Annotated in this window: 18 protein-coding genes; 11 read left to right on the top strand and 7 right to left on the bottom strand. The window is 70.3% G+C overall.

Annotation, left to right across the window (positions count from 1 at the left end; translation table 11 throughout):
- Positions 1-16 precede the first annotated feature (16 nt).
- A complete protein-coding gene (locus KIH74_RS16665; protein WP_372492071.1) occupies positions 17-1,615 on the bottom strand; it encodes a dolichyl-phosphate-mannose--protein mannosyltransferase in 1,599 nt (532 codons plus the stop codon).
- 163 nt (positions 1,616-1,778) lie between these two features.
- Between KIH74_RS16665 and KIH74_RS16660 the strand changes: the two genes are divergently transcribed.
- Both KIH74_RS16660 and rsmI read left to right on the top strand, forming a co-directional pair.
- Positions 1,779-3,638 (top strand): hypothetical protein, encoded by a 1,860-nt coding sequence (locus tag KIH74_RS16660; protein WP_214156862.1) that lies wholly within the window; start codon positions 1,779-1,781, stop codon positions 3,636-3,638.
- On the top strand, positions 3,635-4,510 hold the full coding sequence (gene rsmI, locus KIH74_RS16655; protein ID WP_308113831.1) for a 16S rRNA (cytidine(1402)-2'-O)-methyltransferase: 876 nt from the start codon (positions 3,635-3,637) through the stop codon (positions 4,508-4,510). The genes KIH74_RS16660 and rsmI overlap by 4 nt, the downstream gene beginning before the upstream one ends.
- Before the next feature lie 57 nt (positions 4,511-4,567).
- On the opposite strand, the gene KIH74_RS16650 is transcribed toward rsmI, so the two are convergent.
- Both KIH74_RS16650 and KIH74_RS16645 read right to left on the bottom strand, forming a co-directional pair.
- Positions 4,568-5,638 carry a GNAT family N-acetyltransferase gene (locus tag KIH74_RS16650; protein ID WP_214156861.1) on the bottom strand — a complete coding sequence of 357 codons (1,071 nt, stop codon included), beginning with the start codon at positions 5,636-5,638 and terminating at the stop codon, positions 4,568-4,570.
- A 33-nt stretch (positions 5,639-5,671) separates the two neighbouring features.
- Positions 5,672-6,418: a VOC family protein gene (locus KIH74_RS16645; RefSeq protein WP_214156860.1), complete on the bottom strand. Its 747-nt coding sequence runs from the start codon at positions 6,416-6,418 to the stop codon at positions 5,672-5,674.
- 93 nt (positions 6,419-6,511) lie between these two features.
- On the opposite strand from KIH74_RS16645, the gene KIH74_RS16640 reads away from it, so the two are divergent.
- The 9 genes from KIH74_RS16640 to KIH74_RS16600 all read left to right on the top strand — a co-directional run bounded on the left by KIH74_RS16640 (position 6,512) and on the right by KIH74_RS16600 (position 19,687).
- Entirely contained in the window at positions 6,512-7,690 is a 1,179-nt protein-coding gene (locus tag KIH74_RS16640) for an aminotransferase class I/II-fold pyridoxal phosphate-dependent enzyme (protein ID WP_214156859.1), read from the top strand.
- Positions 7,691-7,722: 32 nt separating this feature from the next.
- Positions 7,723-9,513: a methionine--tRNA ligase gene (gene metG / locus KIH74_RS16635; protein ID WP_214156858.1), complete on the top strand. Its 1,791-nt coding sequence runs from the start codon at positions 7,723-7,725 to the stop codon at positions 9,511-9,513.
- Between the two features lie 83 nt (positions 9,514-9,596).
- Positions 9,597-10,463 carry a TatD family hydrolase gene (locus KIH74_RS16630; protein WP_214156857.1) on the top strand — a complete coding sequence of 289 codons (867 nt, stop codon included), beginning with the start codon at positions 9,597-9,599 and terminating at the stop codon, positions 10,461-10,463.
- 420 nt (positions 10,464-10,883) lie between these two features.
- A complete protein-coding gene (locus KIH74_RS16625; protein ID WP_214156856.1) occupies positions 10,884-12,005 on the top strand; it encodes a resuscitation-promoting factor in 1,122 nt (373 codons plus the stop codon).
- Positions 12,006-12,098: 93 nt separating this feature from the next.
- Positions 12,099-12,947 (top strand): 16S rRNA (adenine(1518)-N(6)/adenine(1519)-N(6))-dimethyltransferase RsmA, encoded by an 849-nt coding sequence (gene rsmA / locus KIH74_RS16620; protein ID WP_214157029.1) that lies wholly within the window; start codon positions 12,099-12,101, stop codon positions 12,945-12,947.
- Positions 12,948-13,082: 135 nt separating this feature from the next.
- A complete protein-coding gene (locus KIH74_RS16615; protein ID WP_214156855.1) occupies positions 13,083-13,232 on the top strand; it encodes a hypothetical protein in 150 nt (49 codons plus the stop codon).
- Positions 13,233-13,331: 99 nt separating this feature from the next.
- Positions 13,332-16,850 carry an ATP-binding cassette domain-containing protein gene (locus tag KIH74_RS16610; protein ID WP_214156854.1) on the top strand — a complete coding sequence of 1,173 codons (3,519 nt, stop codon included), beginning with the start codon at positions 13,332-13,334 and terminating at the stop codon, positions 16,848-16,850.
- Between the two features lie 60 nt (positions 16,851-16,910).
- The gene (locus KIH74_RS16605) at positions 16,911-17,855 is read left to right on the top strand and encodes a 4-(cytidine 5'-diphospho)-2-C-methyl-D-erythritol kinase (protein ID WP_214156853.1); all 945 of its coding nucleotides are present in this window, start codon (positions 16,911-16,913) and stop codon (positions 17,853-17,855) included.
- 8 nt (positions 17,856-17,863) lie between these two features.
- On the top strand, positions 17,864-19,687 hold the full coding sequence (locus tag KIH74_RS16600; protein WP_214156852.1) for an ABC-F family ATP-binding cassette domain-containing protein: 1,824 nt from the start codon (positions 17,864-17,866) through the stop codon (positions 19,685-19,687).
- Positions 19,688-19,753: 66 nt separating this feature from the next.
- Here the strand turns inward: KIH74_RS16600 and KIH74_RS16595 are convergent, their stop codons facing one another.
- From KIH74_RS16595 to KIH74_RS16580, 4 genes are all read right to left on the bottom strand, one after another.
- The gene (locus KIH74_RS16595) at positions 19,754-20,641 is read right to left on the bottom strand and encodes a carbohydrate ABC transporter permease (protein WP_214156851.1); all 888 of its coding nucleotides are present in this window, start codon (positions 20,639-20,641) and stop codon (positions 19,754-19,756) included.
- On the bottom strand, positions 20,638-21,630 hold the full coding sequence (locus tag KIH74_RS16590) for a carbohydrate ABC transporter permease (RefSeq protein WP_214156850.1): 993 nt from the start codon (positions 21,628-21,630) through the stop codon (positions 20,638-20,640). The genes KIH74_RS16595 and KIH74_RS16590 overlap by 4 nt, the downstream gene beginning before the upstream one ends.
- A 29-nt stretch (positions 21,631-21,659) precedes the next feature.
- Positions 21,660-23,027 carry an ABC transporter substrate-binding protein gene (locus KIH74_RS16585; protein ID WP_308113830.1) on the bottom strand — a complete coding sequence of 456 codons (1,368 nt, stop codon included), beginning with the start codon at positions 23,025-23,027 and terminating at the stop codon, positions 21,660-21,662.
- A gap of 142 nt (positions 23,028-23,169) precedes the next feature.
- Positions 23,170-23,937, bottom strand: coding sequence for a DeoR/GlpR family DNA-binding transcription regulator (locus KIH74_RS16580; protein ID WP_214156848.1), 768 nt, complete (start codon positions 23,935-23,937; stop codon positions 23,170-23,172).
- Positions 23,938-24,145: the final 208 nt, after the last annotated feature.

Raw genomic sequence — 24,145 nt, 5'->3', positions numbered from 1 at the left:
GCTGGATCCGGCTGGGCTAGATCCAGCTGGGCAGCCACATCCGGTCGCTCCAGGAGCTCTGCGGGATCACCTGGGCGGTGTAGATGGGCAGGAAGAACCAGAAACTGAGGACGGCGAGGAGCACCAGGGCACCCGCGATCCAGGCCCCGGTGCGGCGTCTTCTGGCCGTGTCGCTGCTGCGGCCCAGGATCAGCCCGAGCACGTAGACGACGGTGAGCACGACCCACGGGGTGAAGGCGATCGTGTAGAAGTTGAAGATCGTGCGCTGCTGGTACTGGAACCAGGGCAGGTAGCCACCGGCCAGGCCGGCCAGCACCGCGCCCGCCCGCCAGTCGCGGCGCAGCACCCAGCGGAACAGCAGCACCACGATGCCGAGCGCCGCGCCCCACCAGATCACCGGGTTGCCGAGCGCGGTGATCGCCTGCGAGCAGGTGGCGACCGTGCAGCCCTTCTCACCGAGCTTGGGACCCTCGTAGTAGAAGGCGGTGGGCCGGCCCATCACCAGCCAGGACCAGGGGTTGGCCATGTAGGGGTGGTAAGCGGCCAGGTCGATATTGAAGTCGTACATCTGCTGGTGGTAGTGCACCAGGCTGCGCAGCGCGGAGGGCAGGAAGGTGAAGCCCTGGCCCGGGTTGTCCCGCGCCCAGTGCCGGTCGTAGCCGTCGCTGGACAGGAACCAGCCGGTCCACGAGGCCAGGTAGGTGGCGGACGCGACCAGCAGCATGCCCAGACCGGACAGTGCGCCCCAGATCAGCGACCCGGCGAACCAGTGCCGCAGGCCGGCCGCGCGGCGGGCACCCATGTCCCAGAAGATCGTGGCGAGGCCGAACGCCACGGCGAAGTAGAGCCCCGACCACTTGGTGCCGGCGCACAGCCCCAGGCAGACGGCGGCGGCGATGCGCCACCAGCGCACACCCAGCCACCAGCTCCAGGAGTCGGCGGTGCGCTGCTCCCGGTCGGCGAACTCGGCGCTCGCCCGCAGGGCCAGGCGGCGCCGCCCGATGTCGCGGTCGATCAGCACACAGCCGAAGGCGGCCAGGGCCCAGAACATCACGAAGATGTCGAGCAGGCCGGTGCGGCTGTGCACGAAGTGCTCGCCGTCGATCGCCAGCAGCAGGCCGGCCAGCACCCCGAGCAGGGTGGAGCCGAACAGCCGGCGCGCGATCAGCGTGAGCATCAGGATCGACAGCGTGCCGATCACGGCGGAGGAGAAGCGCCAGCCGAACGAGCTGGTCGGCCCGAAGATCCACTCGCCCAGGCCGATCATCCACTTGCCGACCGGTGGATGCACGACGAAGTCCGGCGAGCTGGTGAAGACGTCGATGTCGCCGCGGTTCCAGCGCGGGTCGACCTCCTCGCCCTTGCCCTGCCAAGCCAGCTCGTAGCCGGCCTTGATCATCGACCAGCCCTGCTTGACGTAGTAGGTCTCGTCGAACACCAGGGTGGACGGGCGGCCCAGGTGCCAGAAGCGGATGAAGCCGCCGAAGCCGGTGACGGCCAGGACGGCGAGCCATTCGCGCCAGGTCATCCGGGGGCGGCGCTCGATCGGCGAGGGCGGCTGGACCTCGCGCCCCGCGGCGCGGGTGGCCACGGCGGGGCTGGTCACCCGCGTCATCGTAGAGGCTCCGCCTTTGAGGTCTGACATGCCGGACGTCCCGCCCGGCCCCTGGAGTCTGGCCGGAACCACCGGGGGCCAGCGATGATGTCAGACTGACGGGCCGCCGGATCCGTCGCGGCGGGCGTCACGCGGGTGGTTGGAACAGGGAGGACGGGCACGGGTGAGTGCGTCACCGGAGACCGAACCGGTCGATCAGCGGGTCTGGCTGCCCAGACCCCGTCGGGAGGACCCGTCCGGGCCCTGGCTCGGGCTGGTCGCACTGCTCGCGCTGGGTGTCGGGCTGACCGCCACGTCCGGGCTGTGGGCCGACCCGGCCGGCCGGATCTTCTCCGGCAACATCCCCGACGCGATGCACTACCAGTGGTGGCTCGGGCACACCCCGCACGCCCTGGCCAGCTTGCAGGACCCGTTCGACACCACGGACATGAACTGGCCCAACGGCGTGGGCGCGATGAACAACACCACGCTGCTGCTGCCCGCGATCGTGCTGTTCCCGATCTCGGTGCTGTTCAACCCGGTGCTCACGCTGAACCTGCTGAACCTGCTCGCCGTCCCGCTCTGTTTCGTGGCCGGCTACTGGGCACTGCGCAAGGCGCCGGGTGTCTCCAGCGGGGCGGCCTCGGTGGGTGCGGCCTGCTTCGCGATCTCGCCGGCCGTGGTCAACTCCCTGGTCGGCCACATCACCATGGCGTTCGCCCCCGGCCTGCCGATCCTGCTGGCCCTGAGCGTGGAGGCCTGGCGCACCGACCGGCGCCGCACCAACCGCTTCGACGCCCACGGCCCGATCCGGGTCGGCCTCTGGCTCGGCCTGGTCGCGCTGGCCCAGATGTTCATCGGCGAGGAGGTGCTGTTCCAGGCCGGTGCCGGGGCGCTGCTGATCCTGCTCACCGCCGCGCTCTGCCGCCCCCGCCAGGTGCGGGCCGGCCTGGCCCGGCTGGTCCGCACGCTCGTGGTGGCCTTCGCGGTGTTCGTGCCGCTGGCCGCCTACCCGCTGTCGCTCCAGTTCGCCGGACCGCACGCGCATCACGGCAGCCCGTTCACCGAGAACTACTTCGGCGCCGACGTGGTGTCGTTCTTCACCCCGACCTCCACCCAGTGGCTGGCCCGGGCCTCCGACCTGGAGACCTCCGGGAAGTTCCCGGGCGGCATCGAGGAGCATCTGTCCTACCTGGGCTGGCCGCTGATCGTGGTCTGCCTGGCCACCATGGTGTTCGGCTGGCGCCTGCTCGCGGTGCGCTGCGCCGCCGTCGGTGTGCTGGTCTCGGCGGCGCTCTCGCTCGGCGGCCGGCTCTGGATCGACGGGGTCTGGACCGAGCACCAGGGGCCCTACGCGCTGGTGCAGAGCCTGCCGATCACCGAGGCCTCGCTGGCCACCCGGTTCGGCCTGCTCACCGCGCTGTTCGCCGGTGCCCTGCTGGCCCTGGCCGTGCAGGGGCTGCGCAGCGGGTCGCGGCACCGCCTGCTGCACCCGGTCACCGGCGGCCGCTCGCTCGGCCGCCGTGGCCCGGCCGTGCGGGCCTTCGCCGCGGTCGGCGTCTCGGCGGTCTGCCTGGTGCCGTTGCTGCCCACACCGCTGCCGGTCACCGACTCCCCGGCGGTACCGGCCTATTTCACCACCACCGCCACCACGCTGCCGCACGACACCGTGACGGTCGTGCTGCCCTACCCGGTCGCCACCCTGCCCACGGCGATGCGCTGGCAGTCGGCCTCGGGCTACGCGTTCAAGATGCCCGGCGGCTACTTCCTCGGCCCGGCCTCCGACGGTCAGGCCTATGTCGGCGGTGAGGCCGACCCACCCACCGCCCAGCTGCTCACCCAGGTGGAGGAGACCGGCCAGGCGGCCGAGGTCACCCCGCAGATGCAGGCCCAGGCCGAGGTCGACCTGAAGGCCTGGGGCGCGGACCGGATCGTGCTCGGCCCGGACAAGTCGTCCGACGCGCTGCGGCAGACGGTCACCGACCTGCTCGGCGGCCGGCAGCCGGTGGCCGACGGCGGCGTCCAGGTCTGGGACCTGTCGTGACTGCTTCTCCCACAGGCCGTCTGGTGCTGGCCGCCACGCCGATCGGTGATCCGGAAGACGCTTCGGTGCGGCTGAGCCGGCTGATCGAGACCGCCGACCTGATCGCCGCCGAGGACACCCGCCGCTTCCGCCGTCTGGCCTCCGCGCTGGGCATCACCCCGCGGGGCCGGGTGATCAGCAACTACGAGCACAACGAGGAAGCGCGCTCCGGAACGCTTCTCGAGGTGGTGGCCGGTGGCGGTACCGTGCTGGTGGTCACCGACGCCGGCATGCCCGGGGTGTCCGACCCCGGGCTGCGGGCCGTGCGCGCGGTGGTCGAGGCCGGGCTGCCGGTCACCGCGCTGCCCGGACCGTCCGCGGCGCTGACCGCCCTGGCGCTGTCCGGTCTGCCGTCGGACCGCTTCTGCTTCGAGGGTTTTCCGCCCCGCACGCCGGGCAAGCGGGCGAGCGCGTTCCGGGCCCTGGCCGGCGAGCCGCGCACGATGATCTTCTTCGAGTCGCCGCGCCGCACCGCCGACACCCTGGCCGCGCTGCGCGACGCCCTGGGGGGTGACCGGCAGGCCGCCGTCTGCCGCGAGCTGACCAAGACCTACGAGGAGGTGAAGCGCGGTCCGCTGGCCGAACTGGCCGACTGGGCAAGCGCTTCCGAGGTGCTCGGCGAGATCAGCATCGTGGTGGGCGGAGCCCCGGAACGGGTGCCGGTCGACCTGTTCGACCCGTCCGCGGCCGACGACGTGGCCGCGCTGGTCGCCCGGGTGCAGGCCCGGGTGGACGCCGGCGAGCGGCTCAAGGACGCCGTCGCGGCGGTGTCCGCCGAGTCGGGCGTGAACAAGCGCGGCCTCTACGACGCGGCGGTGAAGGCCAGAGATTGAGGACGACGGGGAGCTGCACGTAGCTCCCCGTCGTCCACAGTTCTCGGCACCGGCGGGCTACCGGTGGGCGCCGATCCGGTAGAGCACGTGCGGCGCGCCCCACCACTGCGGGTACGACGGGTGCCGGAAGTCGGCGGCCGGGTCGTGGGTCATCCCGATCTTCTCCATCACCCGGCGGGACGGCCGGTTCGTGACCGTGGTCATCGAGACCACCTCGGGCAGGCTCAGCACGGAGAACGCGTGGTGCAGGCAGGCCCGTGCTCCCTCGGGGGCGTAACCCTTTCCCCAGTAGGGTTTGTCGAGGCGCCAGGCGACCTCGACGCCGCTCGGCGTGCCCTCCGGCATCGGGGCCAGGCCGATGAAGCCGATGAAGTCGCCGCCGGTCTTCAGCTCGACGGCCCAGCGGCCCCACCCGCGCTGCCGGAGCTGCCCGGCCATCCGGTCGGCCGAGGCGTCGGACTCTTCGCGGGTGAGGGGCTGCGGAAAGTAACGCATCACCTCCGGGTCGGCGTTGAGCCGGGCGAACGGCGCGCGGTCGGAGGGCTGCCAGCCACGCAGCATCAGCCGTTCGGTCTCCAGGGTCGTGTGGTGCGCTGCCTCCAGGCGGTAGAGCACGTGTGGGCCGATCGGGGAGCCGGGTTCGTAACTGGGATTGACGAAGTCCTCGGCCGGGTCGCGGGTCAGGCCCAGCTTCTCCATCACCCGGCGGGACTGCGCGTTGGCCACCGTGGTCATCGAGACCACGCCGGGCAGACCCAGCGTGGTGAACGCGTGCTTGAGCACCGCCCGAGCGCCCTCCGGGGCGTAACCCTTTCCCCAGTAAGGCTTGTCGAGGCGCCAGCCGATCTCGGTGCGGTCTTGCGCCGGAAAGCCCTCGGGCATCGGCCAGAGCCCCACCATGCCGATGAACTCACCGGTCTGCTTCAGCTCGACCGCCCACATGCCCCAGTCGTGCGCGTCGAGGTGGGCGCGGTAGGCGTCGATCGAGGCGTCGGACTGCTCACGGGTGCGGGTGGCGGGAAAGAACCGCAGCACCTGCGGGTCCGCGTTCATGGCGGCCCAGGGCTCGCGGTCGGAGTCCTTCCACTGTCGCAGGATCAGGCGTTCGGTCTCCAGTTGTGTCGTCACCGGCCCACGATGCCACGCCCCGCCGGAGGTGGCTCAGGGTTGTTCGCCGCGCGGGCGCAGCACGCAGAACTCGTTGCCCTCCGGATCGACCAGCACCACCCAGGTGATGGTGGCCGGGTCGGCGGAGGACTGGCCCACCTCGGTGCGCAGGGCACCCAGGTTGAGCAGACGGCTGACCTCGGCCGCCTGGTCGTCGCCGGAGTAGGGGCGCACGTCGAGGTGCAGTCGGTTCTTCACGGTCTTGGGGGTGTCGCTGTGGACGAACTCGAGCAGCGGCCCGGGGGTGGTGAGGGTGAGCGTGGCGACCGGCCCGCCCGGCGCCTCCAGCTCGCCACCGGCGGCCTGCTGCCAGAACGCGCCGAGGTTGGCCGGGTCCTGCGCCCAGATCACGACGGCCGCGACCGGCCCGCGCTCGTCGTACTCCGGACGCGGCTCCAGCACGCAGAACTCGTTGCCCTCCGGGTCGGTCAGCACCACCCAGGGCCGCTCGACGCCGAGCTCGACCCGGGTGGCGCCGGCCTGCTCCAGCCGGGCCACGGTCTGCCTCTGGTGCTCGGCGTCGCGGCTGGCCAGGTCGAGATGCACCCGGTTCCAGCCGGTCTTGCCCTCGGGCACGGGGCAGAACGTGAGCTCGATGCCGGGCTCGCCCTCGGGCGGCACCACGTCGCTCTCGTCGGCGTCTTCGTAGGCGATGCCCCAGTCGAGGGCGTCGGCCCACCAGCGGGCCAGCGAGGGGGCGTCGGCGGAGTCGATCACGATGCTCGTCAACCGGGTCGGCATGGGGCCAGTCTGCCCCATTTCTCGCACGAACAGGGCCAGGATCAGGCGATTGGCTATGCGGATCCGCCGCGCGCGCTGACTAACGTTGCCGCGGTGGAGTTCAGGAGAATCCCGGGTCTGCCGCCCTACGTGTTCACCATCATCGACGGGCTGAAACAGGAGGCGCGCCGGGCCGGAAAAGACATCGTCGACCTGGGTTTCGGCAATCCCGACATCCCCAGCCCGGCGGTGGCGGTGGAGAAACTGGCCGAGGCGGCGCACAATTCGCGCAACCACCGGTACTCCTCCAGCCGGGGCATCCCGAAACTGCGCGAGGCGATCGCCGCCCGCTACGCGAAGGAATACGGTGTGCAGCTCGACCCGGGCCGCCACGTGATCGCCACGATCGGCGCGAAAGAGGGCTTCAGCCATCTGATGTGGGTGCTGCTGCAACCCGGTGACGTGGCCCTGGTGCCGTCCCCGTCGTACCCCATCCACATCTGGGGCCCGTACTTCGCCGGGGCCGACGCCCGGCAGATCACGATCGGCACCAGCGGCGCCGACTACGTGGACGCGGTGATGGGAGCCTGGGAGTACGGCTGGCCGAAACCCCGTGTGGTGGTGCTGTGCTTCCCGCACAACCCGACCACGACCACCGTCACCCGGCCCGACCTCCAGCGCCTGGTCGACTGGGCACGCGAGCGTGACGTGGTGCTGGTGCACGACTTCGCCTACGCCGACGTCTGGTTCGACGGTGAGCGCCCGCCCTCGATCCTGGAGTGCGAGGGCGCCCTGGAGTGCGCGGTCGAGCTGTACTCGATGACCAAGTCGTTCTCGATGGCCGGCTGGCGGATGGCCTTCCTGCTCGGCAACGCCGAGGTGGTCGGGGCCCTGGCCAAGCTGAAGAGCTACCTCGACTACGGCTCGTTCCAGCCGGTGCAGATCGCGGCCACGGTGACCCTGAACGAGGCCGCGGACTACCCGGCGGAGGTCAACGCGGTGTACGAGGCGCGACGCGACGCGCTGTGCGACGGGCTGACCCGGATCGGCTGGGAGGTGCCCCGGCCCAGGGGCACGATGTTCGTCTGGGCGCGCATCCCGGAGCAGTTCCGGTCCGAGGGCTCCATCGGCTTCGCCACCCGGCTGGTGCGGGAGTGCGACGTGGCGGTGTCGCCGGGCGTCGGGTTCGGGCCGGACGGCGACGGGCACGTGCGGTTCGCGCTGATCGAGAACGAGCACCGGATCGCCCAGGCGGTGCGCGGGATCCGGCGGGGGTTGCCGGGGCTTGCGTAATCCGGGTTGCGGGACGTGGAAAGATTCACGACATGACCAGGATCCTCACCGCGGTCGCTTGGCCTTATGCCAACGGCCCTCGTCACATCGGCCATGTCGCCGGCTTCGGCGTGCCCTCCGACGTCTACAGCCGCTACATGCGAATGGCCGGCCACGACGTGCTGATGGTGAGTGGCACCGACGAGCACGGCACGCCGATCCTGGTGCAGGCGGAGCAGGAGGGCGTCACGCCGCGCGAGCTGGCCGACCGCTACAACCGGATGATCGTCGAGGACCTGCACTCCCTCGGCCTCTCCTACGACCTGTTCACCCGCACCACCACGGTCAACCACTACTCCGTGGCCCAGGAACTGTTCCGCACCGACCACGCCAACGGCTACATGATCGAGCAGACCACGACCGGGGCGGTCTCCCCGTCCACCGGCCGCACCCTGCCCGACCGCTACATCGAGGGCACCTGCCCGATCTGCGGCTACGAGAGCGCCCGCGGCGACCAGTGCGACAACTGCGGCAACCAGCTCGACCCGGCCGACCTGATCGACCCGAAGAGCCGGGTGAACGGCGAGACCCCGGAGTTCGTCGAGACCACGCACTTCTTCCTCGACCTGCCCGCGCTCGCCGAGGCGCTCGGCGAGTGGCTGAAGACGCGTGAGGGCTGGCGTCCCAACGTCCTGAAGTTCTCGCTCAACCTGCTCGAAGACCTCCGGCCGCGGGCCATGACCCGCGACATCGACTGGGGCATCCCGGTGCCGCTGGAGGGCTGGGAAGACAACAAGAACAAGCGTCTGTACGTCTGGTTCGACGCGGTGGTCGGCTACCTGTCGGCGTCCATCGAGTGGGCCCGCCGCACCGACGACCCGGAGCAGTGGCGCAAGTGGTGGAACGACCCCGAAGCCGTCTCCAACTACTTCATGGGGAAAGACAACATCACCTTCCACTCGCAGATCTGGCCGGCCGAGCTGCTGGCCTACGCGGGCAAGGGCGCCAAGGGTGGTGAGCCGGGCCCCTACGGCGAGCTGAACCTGCCCACCGAGGTGGTCAGCAGCGAGTTCCTGACCATGGAGGGCAAGCAGTTCTCGTCCAGCCGCGGCGTGGTCATCTACGTCCGCGACATCCTGAGCCGCTACCAGCCCGACGCGCTGCGCTACTTCATCTGCGCGGCCGGCCCGGAGAACCAGGACACCGACTTCACCTGGGCCGAGTTCGTCCGCCGCACCAACGACGAGCTGGTCGCGGGCTGGGGCAACCTGGTCAACCGCACCGCCTCGCTGATCAACAAGAACCTGGGCGAGATCCCCGAGGCCGGGGAGCTCCAGCCGATCGACACGCAGCTGCTGGAGACCACCCGGGCCGGGTTCGGCACGGTCGGCGAGCTGCTGGCCGGGCACAAGCAGAAGGCCGCGCTGGCCGAGGCCATGCGGGTGGTCGGTGAGGCCAACAAGTACCTCTCCGACACCGAGCCGTGGAAGCTGAAGAAGACCGACTTCGAGCGGATGAAGACGGTACTGCACGTGGCCGCGCAGGCGATCAGCGACTGCCGGGTGCTGCTGTCGCCGTTCCTGCCGCACAGCTCGCAGAAGGTGCACGAGGCGTTCGGCGGCACCGGCACCGTCGCCCCGCTGCCGGAGATCCGTGAGGTCGAAGACCTGGACGGCGGCCCGGGCTACCCGGTCCTGATGGGCAACTACACGCTCGGCGAGACGGTGGCGGCCTGGGAGTCGGCGCCGATCGTGCCGGGCACCCCGGTGCCGGCGCCCACGCCGATCTTCCGCAAGCTCGACGAGTCGGTGATCGAGGAGGAGCTCGCGCGGCTCGCCCGGTAACCGAAAACCGATGGGGGACGCCCGTGGTCACCACGACCACGGGCGTCCCTCTGTTCTGTTCGTCAGAGGATTGAGTGGCTGAAATGAGCAAGAAGCAGAAGGACACCGGTCCGGTTCCCGTTCCGGAGGCGCTCCCGCTGCCCGTGGTCGACAACCACACGCACCTGGACCACGTGCGGGGCACCGGTGTCGGTGATCTCGTCGACGACTCGTCCGTGGAAAACCTGATCGCCCAGGCGGTTTCGGTGAACGTGACGCGGATGGTGCAGATCGGCTGCGACCTGCCGGCCGCGCGCTGGACGGTGGGAGCGGTCGAGCGGTTCCCGCAGCTGCTCGGCGGGGTCGCGCTGCATCCCACCGAGGCCACGAAACATGCTGCGGCAGGCGAACTGTCGCAGGCCTTCGAGGAGATCGAGAAGCTCGCCGCGCATCCCCGGGTGCGGGTGGTGGGCGAAACCGGCCTGGATCACTACTGGGTGGACGATTCTGCCGGGAAAGCCGCCCAGGAGGAGTCCTTCCGGTGGCACATCGACCTGGCCAAGCGGCTGGGCAAGGCCCTCCAGATCCACGACCGGGACGCCCACGACGACGTGATCCGCGTGCTGGACTCCGAGGGAGCGCCGGAAAAGACCGTGTTCCACTGCTTCTCGGGTGACGCCGCGATGGCCCGGCTGGCCGCCGACCGGGGGTGGTACCTCAGCTTCGCCGGCACCGTGACGTTCCGGAACGCCGCCGGGCTGCGCGAGGCGCTGGCCGCGGTGCCGCTGGAGCAGGTCATGGTCGAGACCGATGCGCCCTATCTGACCCCGATGCCCTACCGCGGGCGGCCGAACGCGAGTTATCTGGTGCCGCTGACGGTCCGGGCGATGGCCGGGGAACTGGGGCGTGATCTGTCCGAGGTGTGCGCCGTCCTCAGTTCCACCACCGAAACGGTTTACGGGCCCTGGTGACCCGCGAGTCAACCTTGAGGTTGACTTAACCGTAGTAGAACCTCATTCGGGGGACGGTGCGGTGACTTCTGCCGCACTCGGGGATGTCCCGATTTCCGGCGTGTCGAAACACTTGGACAGCACTAATTTTCGCACTCTTCACAACCTCGCAGTTCGCACGCTGACCTGCGTTGATATCGGGCTTGAGGGTCTGTCGCAAGATCTTTCGGCGAGGTTTCGGCTTGGGATCTGGTTTCGGTTCGATTACGGTGTGCGGTCGACAGCCGGATCGGACCCTCCCGGCGGATGCCCGCAACACCCTGAACGGGTGGTGCATCGGGCCTTGGCGATCACCCTCCGGATCGCATTCGCCGCGCCGTGCCCGGGGAGTACCAGGGTAGGAGCACCATGCGCCCGCTCGTCCGTCTCCACAGCAGACCCGTGCGTTACATCGCACAGGCCGCCGTACTCGCCGCCGCCGTCGGTGGCAGCGTCTGGTACTCCCAGGCGAACAAGACCATCACCCTCTCCGTGGACGGTCGTACGACCGAGGTCCACTCCTTCGCCTCCGACGTCGCGGACTTCCTGGACGACGAGAACATCTCCGTCAAGGATCGCGACCTGGTCGCCCCCGCCACCGGCAGCAAGCTCGGTGAGGGAGACACCGTGGTCGTCCGCTATGCCCGGCCCCTGAACCTCACGGTGGACGGCACCGAGCGCACCTACTGGACCACCGAGCTCTCGGTCGACAAGGCCCTGCTCGCGCTGGGTGTGCGGTCCGAGGGCGCGGAGCTGTCCGCGTCCCGCTCCGCCCGCATCGACCGGGCCGGCATGACCATGTCGCTGACCACACCGAAGACGGTCACCCTGATCGCGGACGGCGACAAGGACAAGATCACGTCCACCGCCGCCACCGTGTCCGAGCTGCTGACCGACGAGAAGGTCAAGGTCGGCGAGCTGGACAAGCTCTCCCAGGTGCCGAGCACCCCGCTGCGCGACGGCCTCACCGTCAAGCTGGCCCGGGTCACCCAGAAACAGGTGACCAAGACGCAGGCGGTCGACCACAAGACCACCCGCACCGAGACCGGCAAGCTCTACAAGGGCGAGACCAAGGTCGTCACCGAGGGCAGGGACGGGGTCGAGAAGACCACCTGGCAGATCACCCGCACCGACGGGAAGATCACCAAGCGCAAGCAGATCGACAGCGAGGTCACCCGCAAGCCGGTGACCGAGGTGGTCCAGGTCGGCACCAAGGCCAGGCCGTCCTCCTCCTCCGGCGGCGGCTCGGACTCCGGTTCGGGCTCGTCCGGCGGCAGCGTGGGCGGTGGCGTGGACTCGCTGAACTGGTCCGCGCTGGCCGAGTGCGAGTCCGGGGGGAACCCCAAGGCCGTGAACTCGGCCGGGTACTACGGGCTGTACCAGTTCAGCGTGAGCACCTGGGCCTCGGTGGGCGGGTCGGGCAACCCGATCAACGCCTCCTCCTCGGAGCAGACCTACCGGGCCAAGCTGCTCTACAAGAAGACCGGGGCCGGCAGCTGGCCGGTCTGCGGGGCCAAGCTCTAGCAGCGGCCTCCCCGACGCGTCGTGCACGGTTCGCCTCCGGGCGGATCGTGCACGACCGCGTGAGGGGTGCATGTATCGTCGACGGCTGTGTCCATGTCCCTGCTCGGCCCCGCCGACATCCGGCAGCTGGCCGAACGGCTCGGCGTGCGCCCCACCAAACAGCTCGGCCAGAACTTCGTGGTCGACGCGAACACCGTGCGCCGCATCGCCCGCCTCGCCGAGGTCGGTGAGGGCGACCTGGTCACCGAGATCGGTCCCGGCCTGGGCTCGCTGACCCTGGCACTGCTGGAGACCGGCGCCGACGTGATCGCGGTGGAGATCGACCCCAAGCTGGCGGCCGAGCTGCCCGCCACCGTGGCGCAGCGGGCTCCCGAGGCCGCCGCCCGGTTCCAGGTGGTCGGCTCGGACGCCCTGCTGGTGCAGGCGGCGCAGCTGGAGGTCGCGGGACGCACTCCCGACGCCCTGGTGGCGAATTTGCCCTACAACGTGGCCGTGCCGGTGCTGCTCACCCTCCTGGAGCGGATTCCCACCCTGCGCAGCGGCCTGGTGATGGTGCAGGCCGAGGTGGCCGACCGGCTGGCCGCCCGCCCGGGCGACAAGGAGTACGGCGTGCCCTCGGTGAAGGCCGCCTGGTACGCCGACGTGCGCCGGGCCGGGGCGGTGTCACGGCAGGTGTTCTGGCCGGTGCCCAACGTTGAGTCCGGGCTGGTGCAGTTCACCGCCCGCCCGCACCCGGTCACCGGCGTCACCCGGCAGGAGGTGTTCGCCTGCGTGGACGCGGCCTTCGCCCAGCGCCGCAAGACCCTGCGCGCGGCCCTGGCCGGCTGGGCCGGCTCGGCCGACGCCGCCGAGGCCGCCCTGCGCAAGGCCGGGATCGACCCGAGGACCCGGGGCGAGCGGCTCACCGTGCAGGAGTTCGCCGAGCTGGCGGCGGCCCGCTGAGACCGGCGTGTCCGGAATCTCCTTCAGCCGTTTCGGCGGGCGTGGCACGGTATTACGGCGGATCTTCTTGAGGAAGTGACGATAAGTCCGTGTTGCCGGGAGGCGCGGCCCGTTCCGGGGTCGTAGCGTCGGTCCATGCCGACGATCGACAACGACACCACGGGCTCGCCGACCATCAGTGTCGCCACGATGAGCGCGATCAGCATCGACCTGGAGGCGGGGGTGGCCACGCTGCCGCGGCAGAACCGCCCGGGCGACGGCACCGGGGAGAGCGCCCCGCTCTGAGAGGGCGGTTTCGCCACACAGAAAATCCATTGAGTTTCGGGGCCGGATAACGGCAATGTGGGTGGGCCGCCCCCGCCTCCCGCAAAGGATCTTTCTGCCATGCGCCTGCTCCGAGATCTGTGGCAGACCTCGCCCCGTCAGTGCGCGCTGGTCGTCGTGCTGGTGGTCTTCGCGGGCGCCGGTCAGGCGATGGCGGCGGCGTTGTCCGGACCCGTGCTGCTCGATCGCTCCTGGACGATGTTCGCCCTGCTGGCCCTCGGTCTCGGGTTCTACGTGGCCGGTGATCTGGTGGTCAACCTGGTGGCGGCCCGGCTCACCGCGGACTGGGCGGCCGACCTGCGCCGCCGGCTGTGCCGCGTGGCCTTCGCCCAGCCGTTGCAGGCGCTGGAGGGCACGCCGGTCGGCGAGCTGCTCGACCGCATCGACCAGGACATCTACCAGGTCGCCAGCGAGCTGCGGAACAGCGGTCTGCGCATCTTCCAGTACCTGGCGGTCGCCGCCGTCTCCATCGTCACCGCACTCTTCGTCTGGTGGCCGGCCGGTGCCGGAATGCTGGTCGTGGTCGCGCTGATGGTCTGGTCGCTGGCCCGGCCGATCCGGCGGATCAACCCGGCCCGGGTGCGCGAGGAGGAGGCCTGGTCCGATCTCGCGGCGGTGATGGAGGAGTCGATCCACGGCCAGGACGACGTCCGCACCACCCTGGCCCGCCCTTACGTCATGCGGCTTTTCGTCAGCCGGTCCAGCCGGGTGCTGGCGCGGGGACGTGAGGTGTGGCGGCTGAGCGCCAAACTCGCGGTCGCGGCGTCCACCATCGTGCGCGGCTCCATAGCCGCCGTGGTGATCGGCGGGGTCTGGGCCCTCCAGTCCGGCCACCTCGACGCCGCGCGGCTCACCTCGACCTGGCTGCTGGCACTGGCTTTCGGCGCCACCGTCGACCACATCACCCGGATGGTGCCGCACCTCCAGCAGGCACTCGGCGCCTGGAACCGGGTGCAGCAGCTGGCCTCCTCACCGATCGAGCCGGTCGGCGGCCAGGCCCCCGCCGACGGCGAACTGGTGATCAGCGGGCTGACTTTCGCCTATCCGGGGGAGTCCGAGCGCGGCCCGGTGCTGCACGACGTGTCGCTCACCTTCGTGCCCGGCCGGTCCTACGCGCTGATCGGCCGCACCGGCTCGGGCAAGTCCACCCTGGCCAAGGTGCTCACCCGGTCGGTCGACGTCCCGGCCGGCACGGTCGACCTGGGCGGCACCGACCTGAACCACATCGACCTGGAACTGTTGCGCCGCTGGGTGGCCGTGGTGCCGCAGCGCACCGAGATCCTGGCCGGCACCCTGGCCGAGAACATCGCGCTGTTCGACCCGGAGCTGGTCGGCTCGGCCGGCCGGGTGATGGAGGAGCTCGGGCTGGGCGCCTGGGTGGCCGGGCTGCCCGACGGCCTGGACACCCGCCTCGGCGACGACGGTTACGTGCTGTCGGCCGGGCAGGAGCAGCTGGTCGCGTTCGGCCGGATCCTGGTGCGCGACCCGCACCTGGTGATCCTCGACGAGGCCACCGCGCGGATGGACCCGGTCACCGAGCTCCAGGTGCAGCACGCCTCGGCACGGCTGCTGGAGGGCCGCATCGGCATCGTGATCGCGCACCGGCTGTCGTCGGTGGCCGACTGCGACGAGGTGGTCGTGCTGGAAGGGGGCCGGGTGATCGAGGCCGGACCGCTGGAGCGGTCCGAGCGGTTCGCCCGGCTGGCCGCCAGCAGCGGCCTGCGCCGGCCGGCCCTGGCCACGGCGTCCACCGCCGGTCATCTTCCGCAGCAGCGGCTCGCCGGGGCGGATCTGCTGGAAGACGGCGAAACACCGGTGGAAGACGGCGAAACACCGGTCGCCCGCTCGCTGCCGGCCGATGAGCCCCCGGGCCGGACCGCTCCGCCGCCGGTCGCCGAGCCCGAGAACGCCTCCACCGTGGGCGAGATCGTCCAGCTGGTGCGCAACGACCCGCAGTACGGTCTGGCCGCGGTCGGCGTGTTCATGCTGCTGGTGCTGCTCGGCCTGGACGGCTCGGTGCTGCCCTGGCTGTGGGCCGACCTGGTGGACGGCGACGGCGGTCTGCTCTGGCCCACCGCCGGCATCGTCACCGCCCTGGCCATGACGGCGCCGCTGTCCTGGTTCACCGACCGCTGGTTCCCGGAGTGGTGGGTGCGCCAGACCCTGCGCATCTACCTGCGCCTCACCCACGGCCAGACCGGCGACCGGCGGGTCAGCAACCACACCCCGGCCGCGGTGATCGCCCAGTCCGGCGACACCGAGCGGGTGGTGCAGCTGGCCGACAACGTGGTGGACAACATCACCGCCGTGCTGGTGATGGTCACCATGACGGCGATCTCCGGGTCGCTGGTGCCGGCCCTGTTCTTCGCCGCCACCATGCTGCTGTCCGGTTTCGCGGCAACGCTCTTCGGACCGCGGCTGGAGAGGGCGGCGGCGCGCACGGTCACCGCCCGGGCGGCGTTCGCCACCGCACTGGTGTCGTCGCTGTCGGCCGCCCGCACGGTGAAGCTGAGCGGTGCCACCCAGCCGGTGCTGAACCACCTGGCCGCCCTCGACCGCACCCGCAGTCACCTGCAACGGCACGAGATCATGATCCAGGTCTGGTCGCGTTCCACCCCGGCACTGACCGCGGGGCTGCTGCCGATCGGGGCCTGGGCGCTGTACCTGTCCGGCGGCCTCACCCCGGCGGCCGTGCTGATCGCGGTGTCCACGCTCGGGTCGGCCCGCTGGTTCGCCTGGACCACGGCCTCGTTCGTGTCGCAGCTGCCCTCGGCCCGGGTCTGGACCCGGCGCACCCACGCGATGATCGGTGAGAGCAACTACTCCCGTCAGCTCGACCAGGTGGACCTGCTGGCCGGCACCGCCCCGGCCCCGCAGCTGCCCGGCCGGGAGCCACTGCGCGAGCTCACCCTGTCCGGCTTCACCGCCGTGCACGAAGACGGCATCGTCGGGGCCCGCGACGTGGACCTCACGGTGAACCGCGGCGAGCTGGTGCTCGTGGTCGGGCCGGTCGGGGCGGGCAAGTCGTCCCTGTTGCGGGCCCTGGCCGGGATCGTGCACCACACCGGCTCGCTGACCTGGAACGGCACCGAGGTGACCGAGCCGGAGCGGTTCCTGCGGCCGAACCAGGTGGGCTACGTGGGGCAGGTGCCCCGGGTGCTGTCCGGCACGATCGCCGACAACATCTCGCTCGGCCACGACGTGGACATGCGCACGGCCGTGGCCACCGCCCAGCTGGAACGCGACCTGACCGAGTCGGGGGCCGGTCTCGGCCTGCTGATCGGGCACAAGGGCACCCGGCTGTCCGGCGGCCAGCTCCAGCGCCTGGCCCTGGCCCGGGCGCTGGCCCCGCGCACCGAGCTGCTGGTGGCCGACGACGTGTCCTCGGCCCTCGACGTCGCCACCGAGCTGGACCTCTGGCACGCGCTGCGCGAGCACGGGGTCACGGTGGTCGGGTCCACATCGAAGCGGGCGGCCCTGGAGCGGGCCGACCGGGTGGTCGTGATGATCAACGGCCGGGTGGCGGCCCAGGGCCGGTGGCCCGAGCTGGACGCCGCGTGGGGGCATCTGGCGGGGTGAGACGGGGGTGCGGGGGTGCCTGTGTGAGGTGCCACCGGCAACAGTGAATAGAGTGATCGCATGGCGGCGACGGAAGCTGTGATCGTGCGTGCGCCCGCCAAGATCAATCTTGAGCTGCGGGTGGGCCCGGTCCGGGACGACGGATATCACGAGCTGGCCACGGTGTTCCACGCCGTCGGCCTGTTCGACGACCTGACGGCCCGGGCCACCGAGCCCGGTGCCGGGGTGTCGATCACGGTCGACGGCATCCAGGCCGAGGACGTGCCCACCGACGACTCCAACCTGGCGGTGAAGGCGGCCCGGCTGGTCGCCGAGCGGATCGGGCTGGACTCCCCGGACGTGGCGTTCGAGCTGCGCAAGGGCATCCCGGTGGCGGGCGGCATGGCCGGGGGGTCGGCCGACGCCGCTGCCGCGCTGGTGGCCTGCGACGCGCTCTGGCACGCCGGGCTGGACCGGGAGCAGCTGCTCGAGATGGCCGCGGAGCTGGGCTCCGACGTGCCGTTCAGCCTGCTCGGCGGCACTGCGATCGGCAGCGGCCGGGGCGAGCTGCTCACCCCGGTGCTGGCCCGCGGCGAGTACATCTGGGTGATCGCGCTGGCCGACCACGGCCTGTCCACCCCCGGGGTCTACGGCAAGATCGACGCGATGCGCGAGGCCGGCGAGGCGCCGCAGCCCACGCCGGTGCCGGAGATCAACGACGACCTGATGGCGGCGCTGCGGGCCGGTGACGCCGAGGCGCTCGGGGCCACCCTGAGCAACGACCTCCAGCCCGCCGCCCTGGCCCAGGCCCCGCACCTGGAGAAGGCCCTGGAGATCGGCCGCAAGGTCGGCGCGCTCGGCGGCATCGTGTCCGGGTCCGGCCCGACCACGGTGTTCCTGGCCCGCGACTCCAGTCATGCCCTCGACCTGGCGGTCGCCCTGACCGCCTCCGGTGCGGCGGCCGACGTGCGGCGCGCGCACGGCCCGGTACCCGGCGCTCGACTCGTCGAATCGGTGCGTGGATAAGTTAGAGCGTGGCCCATCTTCTGAACGCGGAGTCCGTGACGGTCGTTCACGGTTCCAGAACGCTCCTCGACGCCGTCTCCCTCGGACTCGACGACGGCGACCGGATCGGTGTCGTCGGCCGTAACGGCGAGGGCAAGTCCACGCTGCTGCGGGTGCTGGCACGCCGCCAGGAACCGGACGGCGGCCGGGTCACCCAGGGCCGTGACGTGCGGCTCGGCGCCCTCTGGCAGGAAGACCGGCTCGACCCGGAGATGACCGTGCGGGAAGCGGTCATGGGGCAGATGGCCGCGCACGAGTGGGCCGGCGACGCCCGGGTGCGCGACGTGCTCGGCGGCATCCTGGGCGGTCTGGAGGCCCCGGCGGTCGGTGGCCTGGACGCGAAGTTCGGCCGGCTGTCCGGCGGTCAGCGGCGCCGGGTCGGTCTGGCCGCGCTGCTGATCGGTGACCACGACCTGGTGATGCTCGACGAGCCGACCAACCACCTGGACGTGGAGGGTGTGGCCTGGCTGGCCCGGCACCTGAACGAGCGCTGGCCGGCCGGTCGCGGCGGCCTGCTCGTGGTCACCCACGACCGCTGGTTCCTGGACGCCGTCTGCGGGAGCATCTGGGAGGTCCACGACGGCGTGGTGGACAGTTACGAGGGCGGCTACGCCGCCTACGTGCTGACCCGCGCCGAGCGCGCCCGGGTGGCCGCGGTCACCGAGGAGCGCCGCCAGAACACCCTGCGCAAGGAGCTGGCCTGGTTGCAGCGCGGCGCCCCCGCCCGCACCAGCAAGCCGCGCTTCCGGATCGACGCCGCCGAGTCGCTGATCGCCGACGAGCCGCCGCCGCGCGACCAGATGAACCTGGCCAAGATGGCCACCGCCCGGCTGGGCAAGGACGTGGTCGACCTGGAGGACGTGACCCTCACGGTCGGTTCTGGGGACGACGCGAAAACCCTTCTGGAGCATGTGACCTGGCGGCTCGGCCCGGGTGACCGGATCGGCGTGGTCGGGGTCAACGGCTCGGGCAAGACCACCCTGATGCGGCTGATGCTGGGTGGCCCGGACGCGCCGGTGCCCGCGGCCGGGCGGGTGAAACGCGGCAAGACCGTGCAGGCCGTCACCCTCAGCCAGGACGTGCGCGAGCTGGACGCCGTGGCCGACCAGAAGGTGCAGGAGGCGGTCGAGAAGGTCCGCGGCACCGTGCGGATCGGCAACAAGGACGTCACCGCCGGCCAGCTGCTGGAGCGCCTGGGCTTCACGAAGGACAAGATCTGGACCCGGGTCGGCGACCTGTCCGGCGGTGAGCGGCGGCGCCTCCAGCTGCTGCGCCTGCTGATGGCCGAGCCGAACGTGCTGCTGCTCGACGAGCCGACGAACGACCTGGACACCGACACCCTGGCCGCGATCGAGGACACCCTCGACGAGTGGCCGGGCACGCTGATCGTGGTCTCGCACGACCGGTACCTGCTGGAGCGGCTCTGCGACCGGCAGGTGGCCCTGCTCGGCGACCGGCAGATCCGGGACCTGCCCGGCGGGGTCGAGGAGTACCTGCGGCTGCGGGCCCAGCAGGAGGAGGGCGCGGCCTCCTCGGCGTCCTCCGCCGTGGAAACCCCGGAGAGCAGCGGTGTCTCCGCCGCCGACGCCCGTGCGGCGCGCAAGGAGATGGCCCGGATCGAGCGGCAGATCGCGAAACTCGGCTCGCGGGCCGAGAAACTGCATGCCCAGATGGCCGAGAAGGCCACCGACCACACGGCGATCGCCAAGCTCGACGCCGAGCTGCGCGAGATCACGGCGGAGAAGGACCAGCTCGAGGAGGACTGGCTGGAGGCCGCCGAGGCGGCCGGCTGACAAGGCCGAAATCATGGACGACGCGGAGCTTTCGTGGGCTCCGCGTCGTCCATGATTGAAGGTTGGTTACTTCACGGCACCCAGCGAGAGGCCGCGCACCAGCTTGTCCTGCGCCGCGAAACCGGCGATCAGCACCGGCAGCGACACGAGCGTGGCGGCCGCGCAGAGCTTGGCCAGGAACAGCCCCTCACTGGTGATGAAGCCGACCAGGAACACCGGTGAGGTGGACGCCGCGGTGGCGGTCAGGTTCACCGCGAGCAGGAACTCGTTCCAGCTGAAGATGAAACAGATCAGGCTGGTCGCCGCGATGCCCGGGGTGATGATCGGCACGATCACGCTCCAGATCACCCGCAGCGTGCCGGCCCCGTCGACCTCGGCGGCCTCCATGATCTCCTTCGGCACCTCGGCCAGGAACGACTGGAGCATCCAGACCGCGATCGGCAGGTTCATCGCGGTGTAAAGGATCACCAGCACCCAGATGTTGTCCAGCCCGCCAATTCGCTTGACCAGCAGATAGATCGGCAGCAGTGCGGCGATCGCGGGCAGGAACTTGGTGGAGAGGAAGAAGAACATCACGTCCGTCCACTTCTCCACCGGCTTGATCGACAGCGCGTACGCCGCCGGGATCGCCAGGGCCAGCACCAGCAGCGTGCTCACGATGCTGGCGGTGGCCGAGTTGATCAGGAACGGCGTGACCCCGCGGTCGAACAGGGCCGAGTAGTTCTCGAAGGTCAGCCCGGCGAACAGGGTGGGCGGGTTGGTGGCGGCGTCGGCCTCGGTGTGGAACGAGGTCAGCACCATCCAGGCGACCGGGGCGAAGAAGATCAGCGTGGCCACCCAGGCCGTGGTGGTCCAGACGAACCCGCCGCTCTCGGCGAGATCGCCCTCCCCCCGGGCCTTCTTCTTGCGGCGGTTCAGGAAAGTGCCCGTCCTCTCGACGGTTCCGGTGCTCATCGGGCCTGCTCCTCCCGGAATAGGGAACTCACCACGCGCAGGGCGAAGGTGGCCACGACGATCGTGCCGATCACGGTGACCACCCCGGCCGCCGCGGCCTCGCCGTACTCGAACTTCCGGAACGTGGTCAGGTAGATCTCGTAGGGCAGGTTGGTGGTGGCGCTGCCCGGCCCGCCCTGGGTGATCGAGAAGACCGCGTCGAAGTGCTGCACGATGTAGATCGCCCCGAGCAGCGTGGACAGCTCGATGTACTGCCGCAGGTGCGGCAGCGTGATGTAGCGGAAGATCTTGGTGCTGCTCGCACCGTCCACCCGGGCGGCCTCCAGGATGTCCGTCGGCTGGGCCTGGAGCCCGGCCAGCAGGATCAGCATCATGAACGGCGTCCACTGCCAGACCAGGGCGGCGATCACCGAGGGCATCGGGTAGCTGGAGACGAAGTCGACCGTGGGGCCGTGGTCGGCGCCGAACAGCTTCCAGATGCCGTTGAGCGTGCCGTTCAGCAGGCCGTAGGTCGGGTTGTAGAGCGCGTGCTTCCAGAGCAGGGCCGAAGCCACCGGCATCACCAGGAACGGTGCGATCAGCAGGGTGCGGGCCAGTCCGCGGCCGGGGAACCTGCGGTCCAGCAGGATCGCCAGGCCGAGCCCGAGCAGCAGGCTGATCAGCACGGTGCCCACGGTCAGCGTGACCGTGTTGAGAACCGCGCTGCGCAGCCGGTTGTCGGTGAAGACGGTGGCGTAGTTGTCGAGGCCGACGAACTCGTTGTAGTTGCCCAGACCCAGGAAGCTCTTGTCGCCGGGGGTCAGCGCGCTCCAGTGCAGCGACGAGATGACCAGGGTGACGAGGAACGGGACCTGGGTGATGACGATGGTGAAGACGAGCGCCGGCAGCAGCGGGGCCCGCCGCACCCACCGGGACCTGGCGGAGGTCCCGGTGGGGCGGCGTACCGGTGGGGCGGCGTTCTCTTCCTGTGCTTCGGCAACGGTGGACATTGCCACTCCTCAGGGGTGAGACGTCGGGATCACTTGTGGTTGGCCGCGGCTTCCTCGGCGAGCTTCTGGCCCTCGTCCAGTGCGTCCTTCACGCTTCCCTTGCCGGTCAGCGCCCCGCTGATCGACTGCGACACCTTGGTTCCCAGGTCGGCGAACTCCGGGATGGTGACGTACTGAATGCCCACGGTCGGGCGTTCCTGGGTGCCCGGGTTCGTCGGGTCGGCGTGCTCGATCGACTCCAGTGTCAGCTGCCCGAAGTCACCGGAAGCCTCCTTGTACTCCGGGATTTCGTAGGTGCTGGCGCGCTTGCCCGACGGAACGCGGGCCCAGCCGAGCTTCTCGCCGACCGTCTCCTCGTACTGCTTGCTGGTGGCCCACAGCGCGAACTTGGCTGCGGCGTCGGCGTTCTTGGTGGTCTTGGGCATGGCCCAGTTCCACGACCAGAGCCAGCCGCTGTACTCGGTCTCCTTCACCGGGGCGTAGGCGTAGCCGATCTTGCCCACCACCTTGCTGCTCGCCTCGTCCTCCAGCGAGCCGGCGGCCGAGGTGGCGTCGTACCACATCGCGACCTTGCCCTGGCTCAGGGCGTTCAGGCACTCGGTGAAACCGGCCTGGGCAGCGCCCGGTTCGCCGTGCTCCTTGATCAGGTTCACGTAGAAGTCGACGGCATCGGTGAACTCGGGGGCGTTCACCTGGGCGTTCCAGTCCTTGTCGAACCAGGTGCCGCCGAACGTGTTCACCACCGTGGTGAGCGGTGCGAACATCTCGCCCCAGCCCGGAAGGCCGCGCAGGCAGATGCCTTTCATCCCGGACTCGGCGCCGTCCACCTTCGCGGCCAGGTCGGCCACCTGGTCCCAGGTCGGGTGCTCGGGCATCTCCAGGCCCTCCTTCTCGAAGATGTCCTTGCGGTACATCAGGAAGGAGGACTCGCCGTAGAACGGCAGGGCGTAGAGCTTTCCGTCGTCACCGGAGAGGCTCTCGGCCACCGGCTTGAGCAGGTCGTCCACGGCGTACTCGCTGTCCGCCTCGGCGTACGAGCTGAGTTCGTGCAGCCAGTCGTTGTCCTTCCACAGCTGCGTCTCGTAGGCACCCACCGTGGCCAGGTCGTACTGGCCGGCCTGGCTGGCCACGTCCTGGGTCACCTTGTCGCGCAGCTCGTTCTCCGGCAGCACGGTGAAGTTCACCTTGATGCCGGTGTCCTTGGTGAAGGTGTCGGCGGTGAGTTCCTGGATGTCGGTCATCTGTGGGTTGGCGACCATCAGCACGTTGATGGAACCGCCGTCACCGTCACCCCCGCCACCACCGGCGCCCGCCCCGGCGCACGCCGTGGTGATCAGAACGGTCGCGACGGCACCTGCCGTCACCCCGATCTGCCAGCTCTTCTTCGTCCTGGTCACGAATCCTCCTTGACTGTGCGGGACCACTTGCTGGGTGTTGCTTCGCAATAGTGAGTTCTAGTTACTGATTGTCATGACAAGGTTGTCAGAACCGGCTGGCGTTCAGCCCGGCCGACGTCGTTCGAGCGGCCTGCCCGACGGCTCACACCATCACCGCCTCCACGCCGATGGCCCGAAGGCGCCGGATCTGGCCCTCGTTCGCCGAGCGGTCGGTGACGACGGTGGAGAAGTCGCGCACCTGGGCGAAGCGATAGGACGAGTCGGAGCCCAGTTTTGAGGAGTCGGTGACCAGAACGGTGCGCCGGCTCGACCCCACGGCGCGCGCCTTGACCGCCGCCACCGCGGCGTCCGGGCAGGTCGCGCCGCGCTCCAGGGTGAGCCCGTTGGTGCCCAGCACGCTCAGGTCGAAGACGAAGTCCTCCAGCATGCGCAGGGCCCAGTGGTCGATCGTGCCCAGCGTCTTGCCGCGCACCCGGCCGCCGATCAGCACCACGCTCACCGCTTCGCGCGGTGCCATCACCAGCGCGATCGGCAGCGAATTGGTGACGACGGTGAGCGGGCGACGAGGCGTCAGCCGTTCCGCGAAAGCCTGTGTGGTGGAACCCTCGTCGATGTAGATCGACTCGGCGGTGCCGACCAGCCCGACGGCGTGGTCGGCGATCCGGCCCTTCTCGTCGGTGCGCGAGGTGTTGCGCAGCGCCAGCGTGCCCTCGAACCCGAGTCGTTCCACCGGGATCGCGCCTCCGTGCACCCGCCGCAGCAGTCCCTCCGCCTCCAGGGCCGTCAGGTCCCGCCTCACCGTCTCCTTGGCCACCGTGAGTTCACGTGCCACTTCCGCCACATCGATCCGTCCAGCCTGCCGTGCCTGATCGACCAGCCAGCGCCGTCGCTCGTAGGCATAGAGCTCCATTGCCCGCCTCCGCCCGTCCGTGGCCGAACCGGCCCGGTGCATGTGTCTGTGATGTAAACCTCAGGCACAGCCACTCCACAAGGGGGTGAGCAGAAACGGGCAGCATCTTGGGCCAAACAGAAAGAACCGGGCGTCCGAACGGATGACTTATGTCCGTTTGATGATAGGTCGCGGGTATGAGAACGGTGCTCGGTGGCAACGGCTGCGG

Source organism: Kineosporia corallincola, from assembly GCF_018499875.1.
GTDB classification, from domain to species: Bacteria; Actinomycetota; Actinomycetes; order Actinomycetales; family Kineosporiaceae; genus Kineosporia; species Kineosporia corallincola.
Note: the sequence above shows the minus strand (reverse complement) of the source record. Positions and strands in the feature narration are given on the sequence as shown.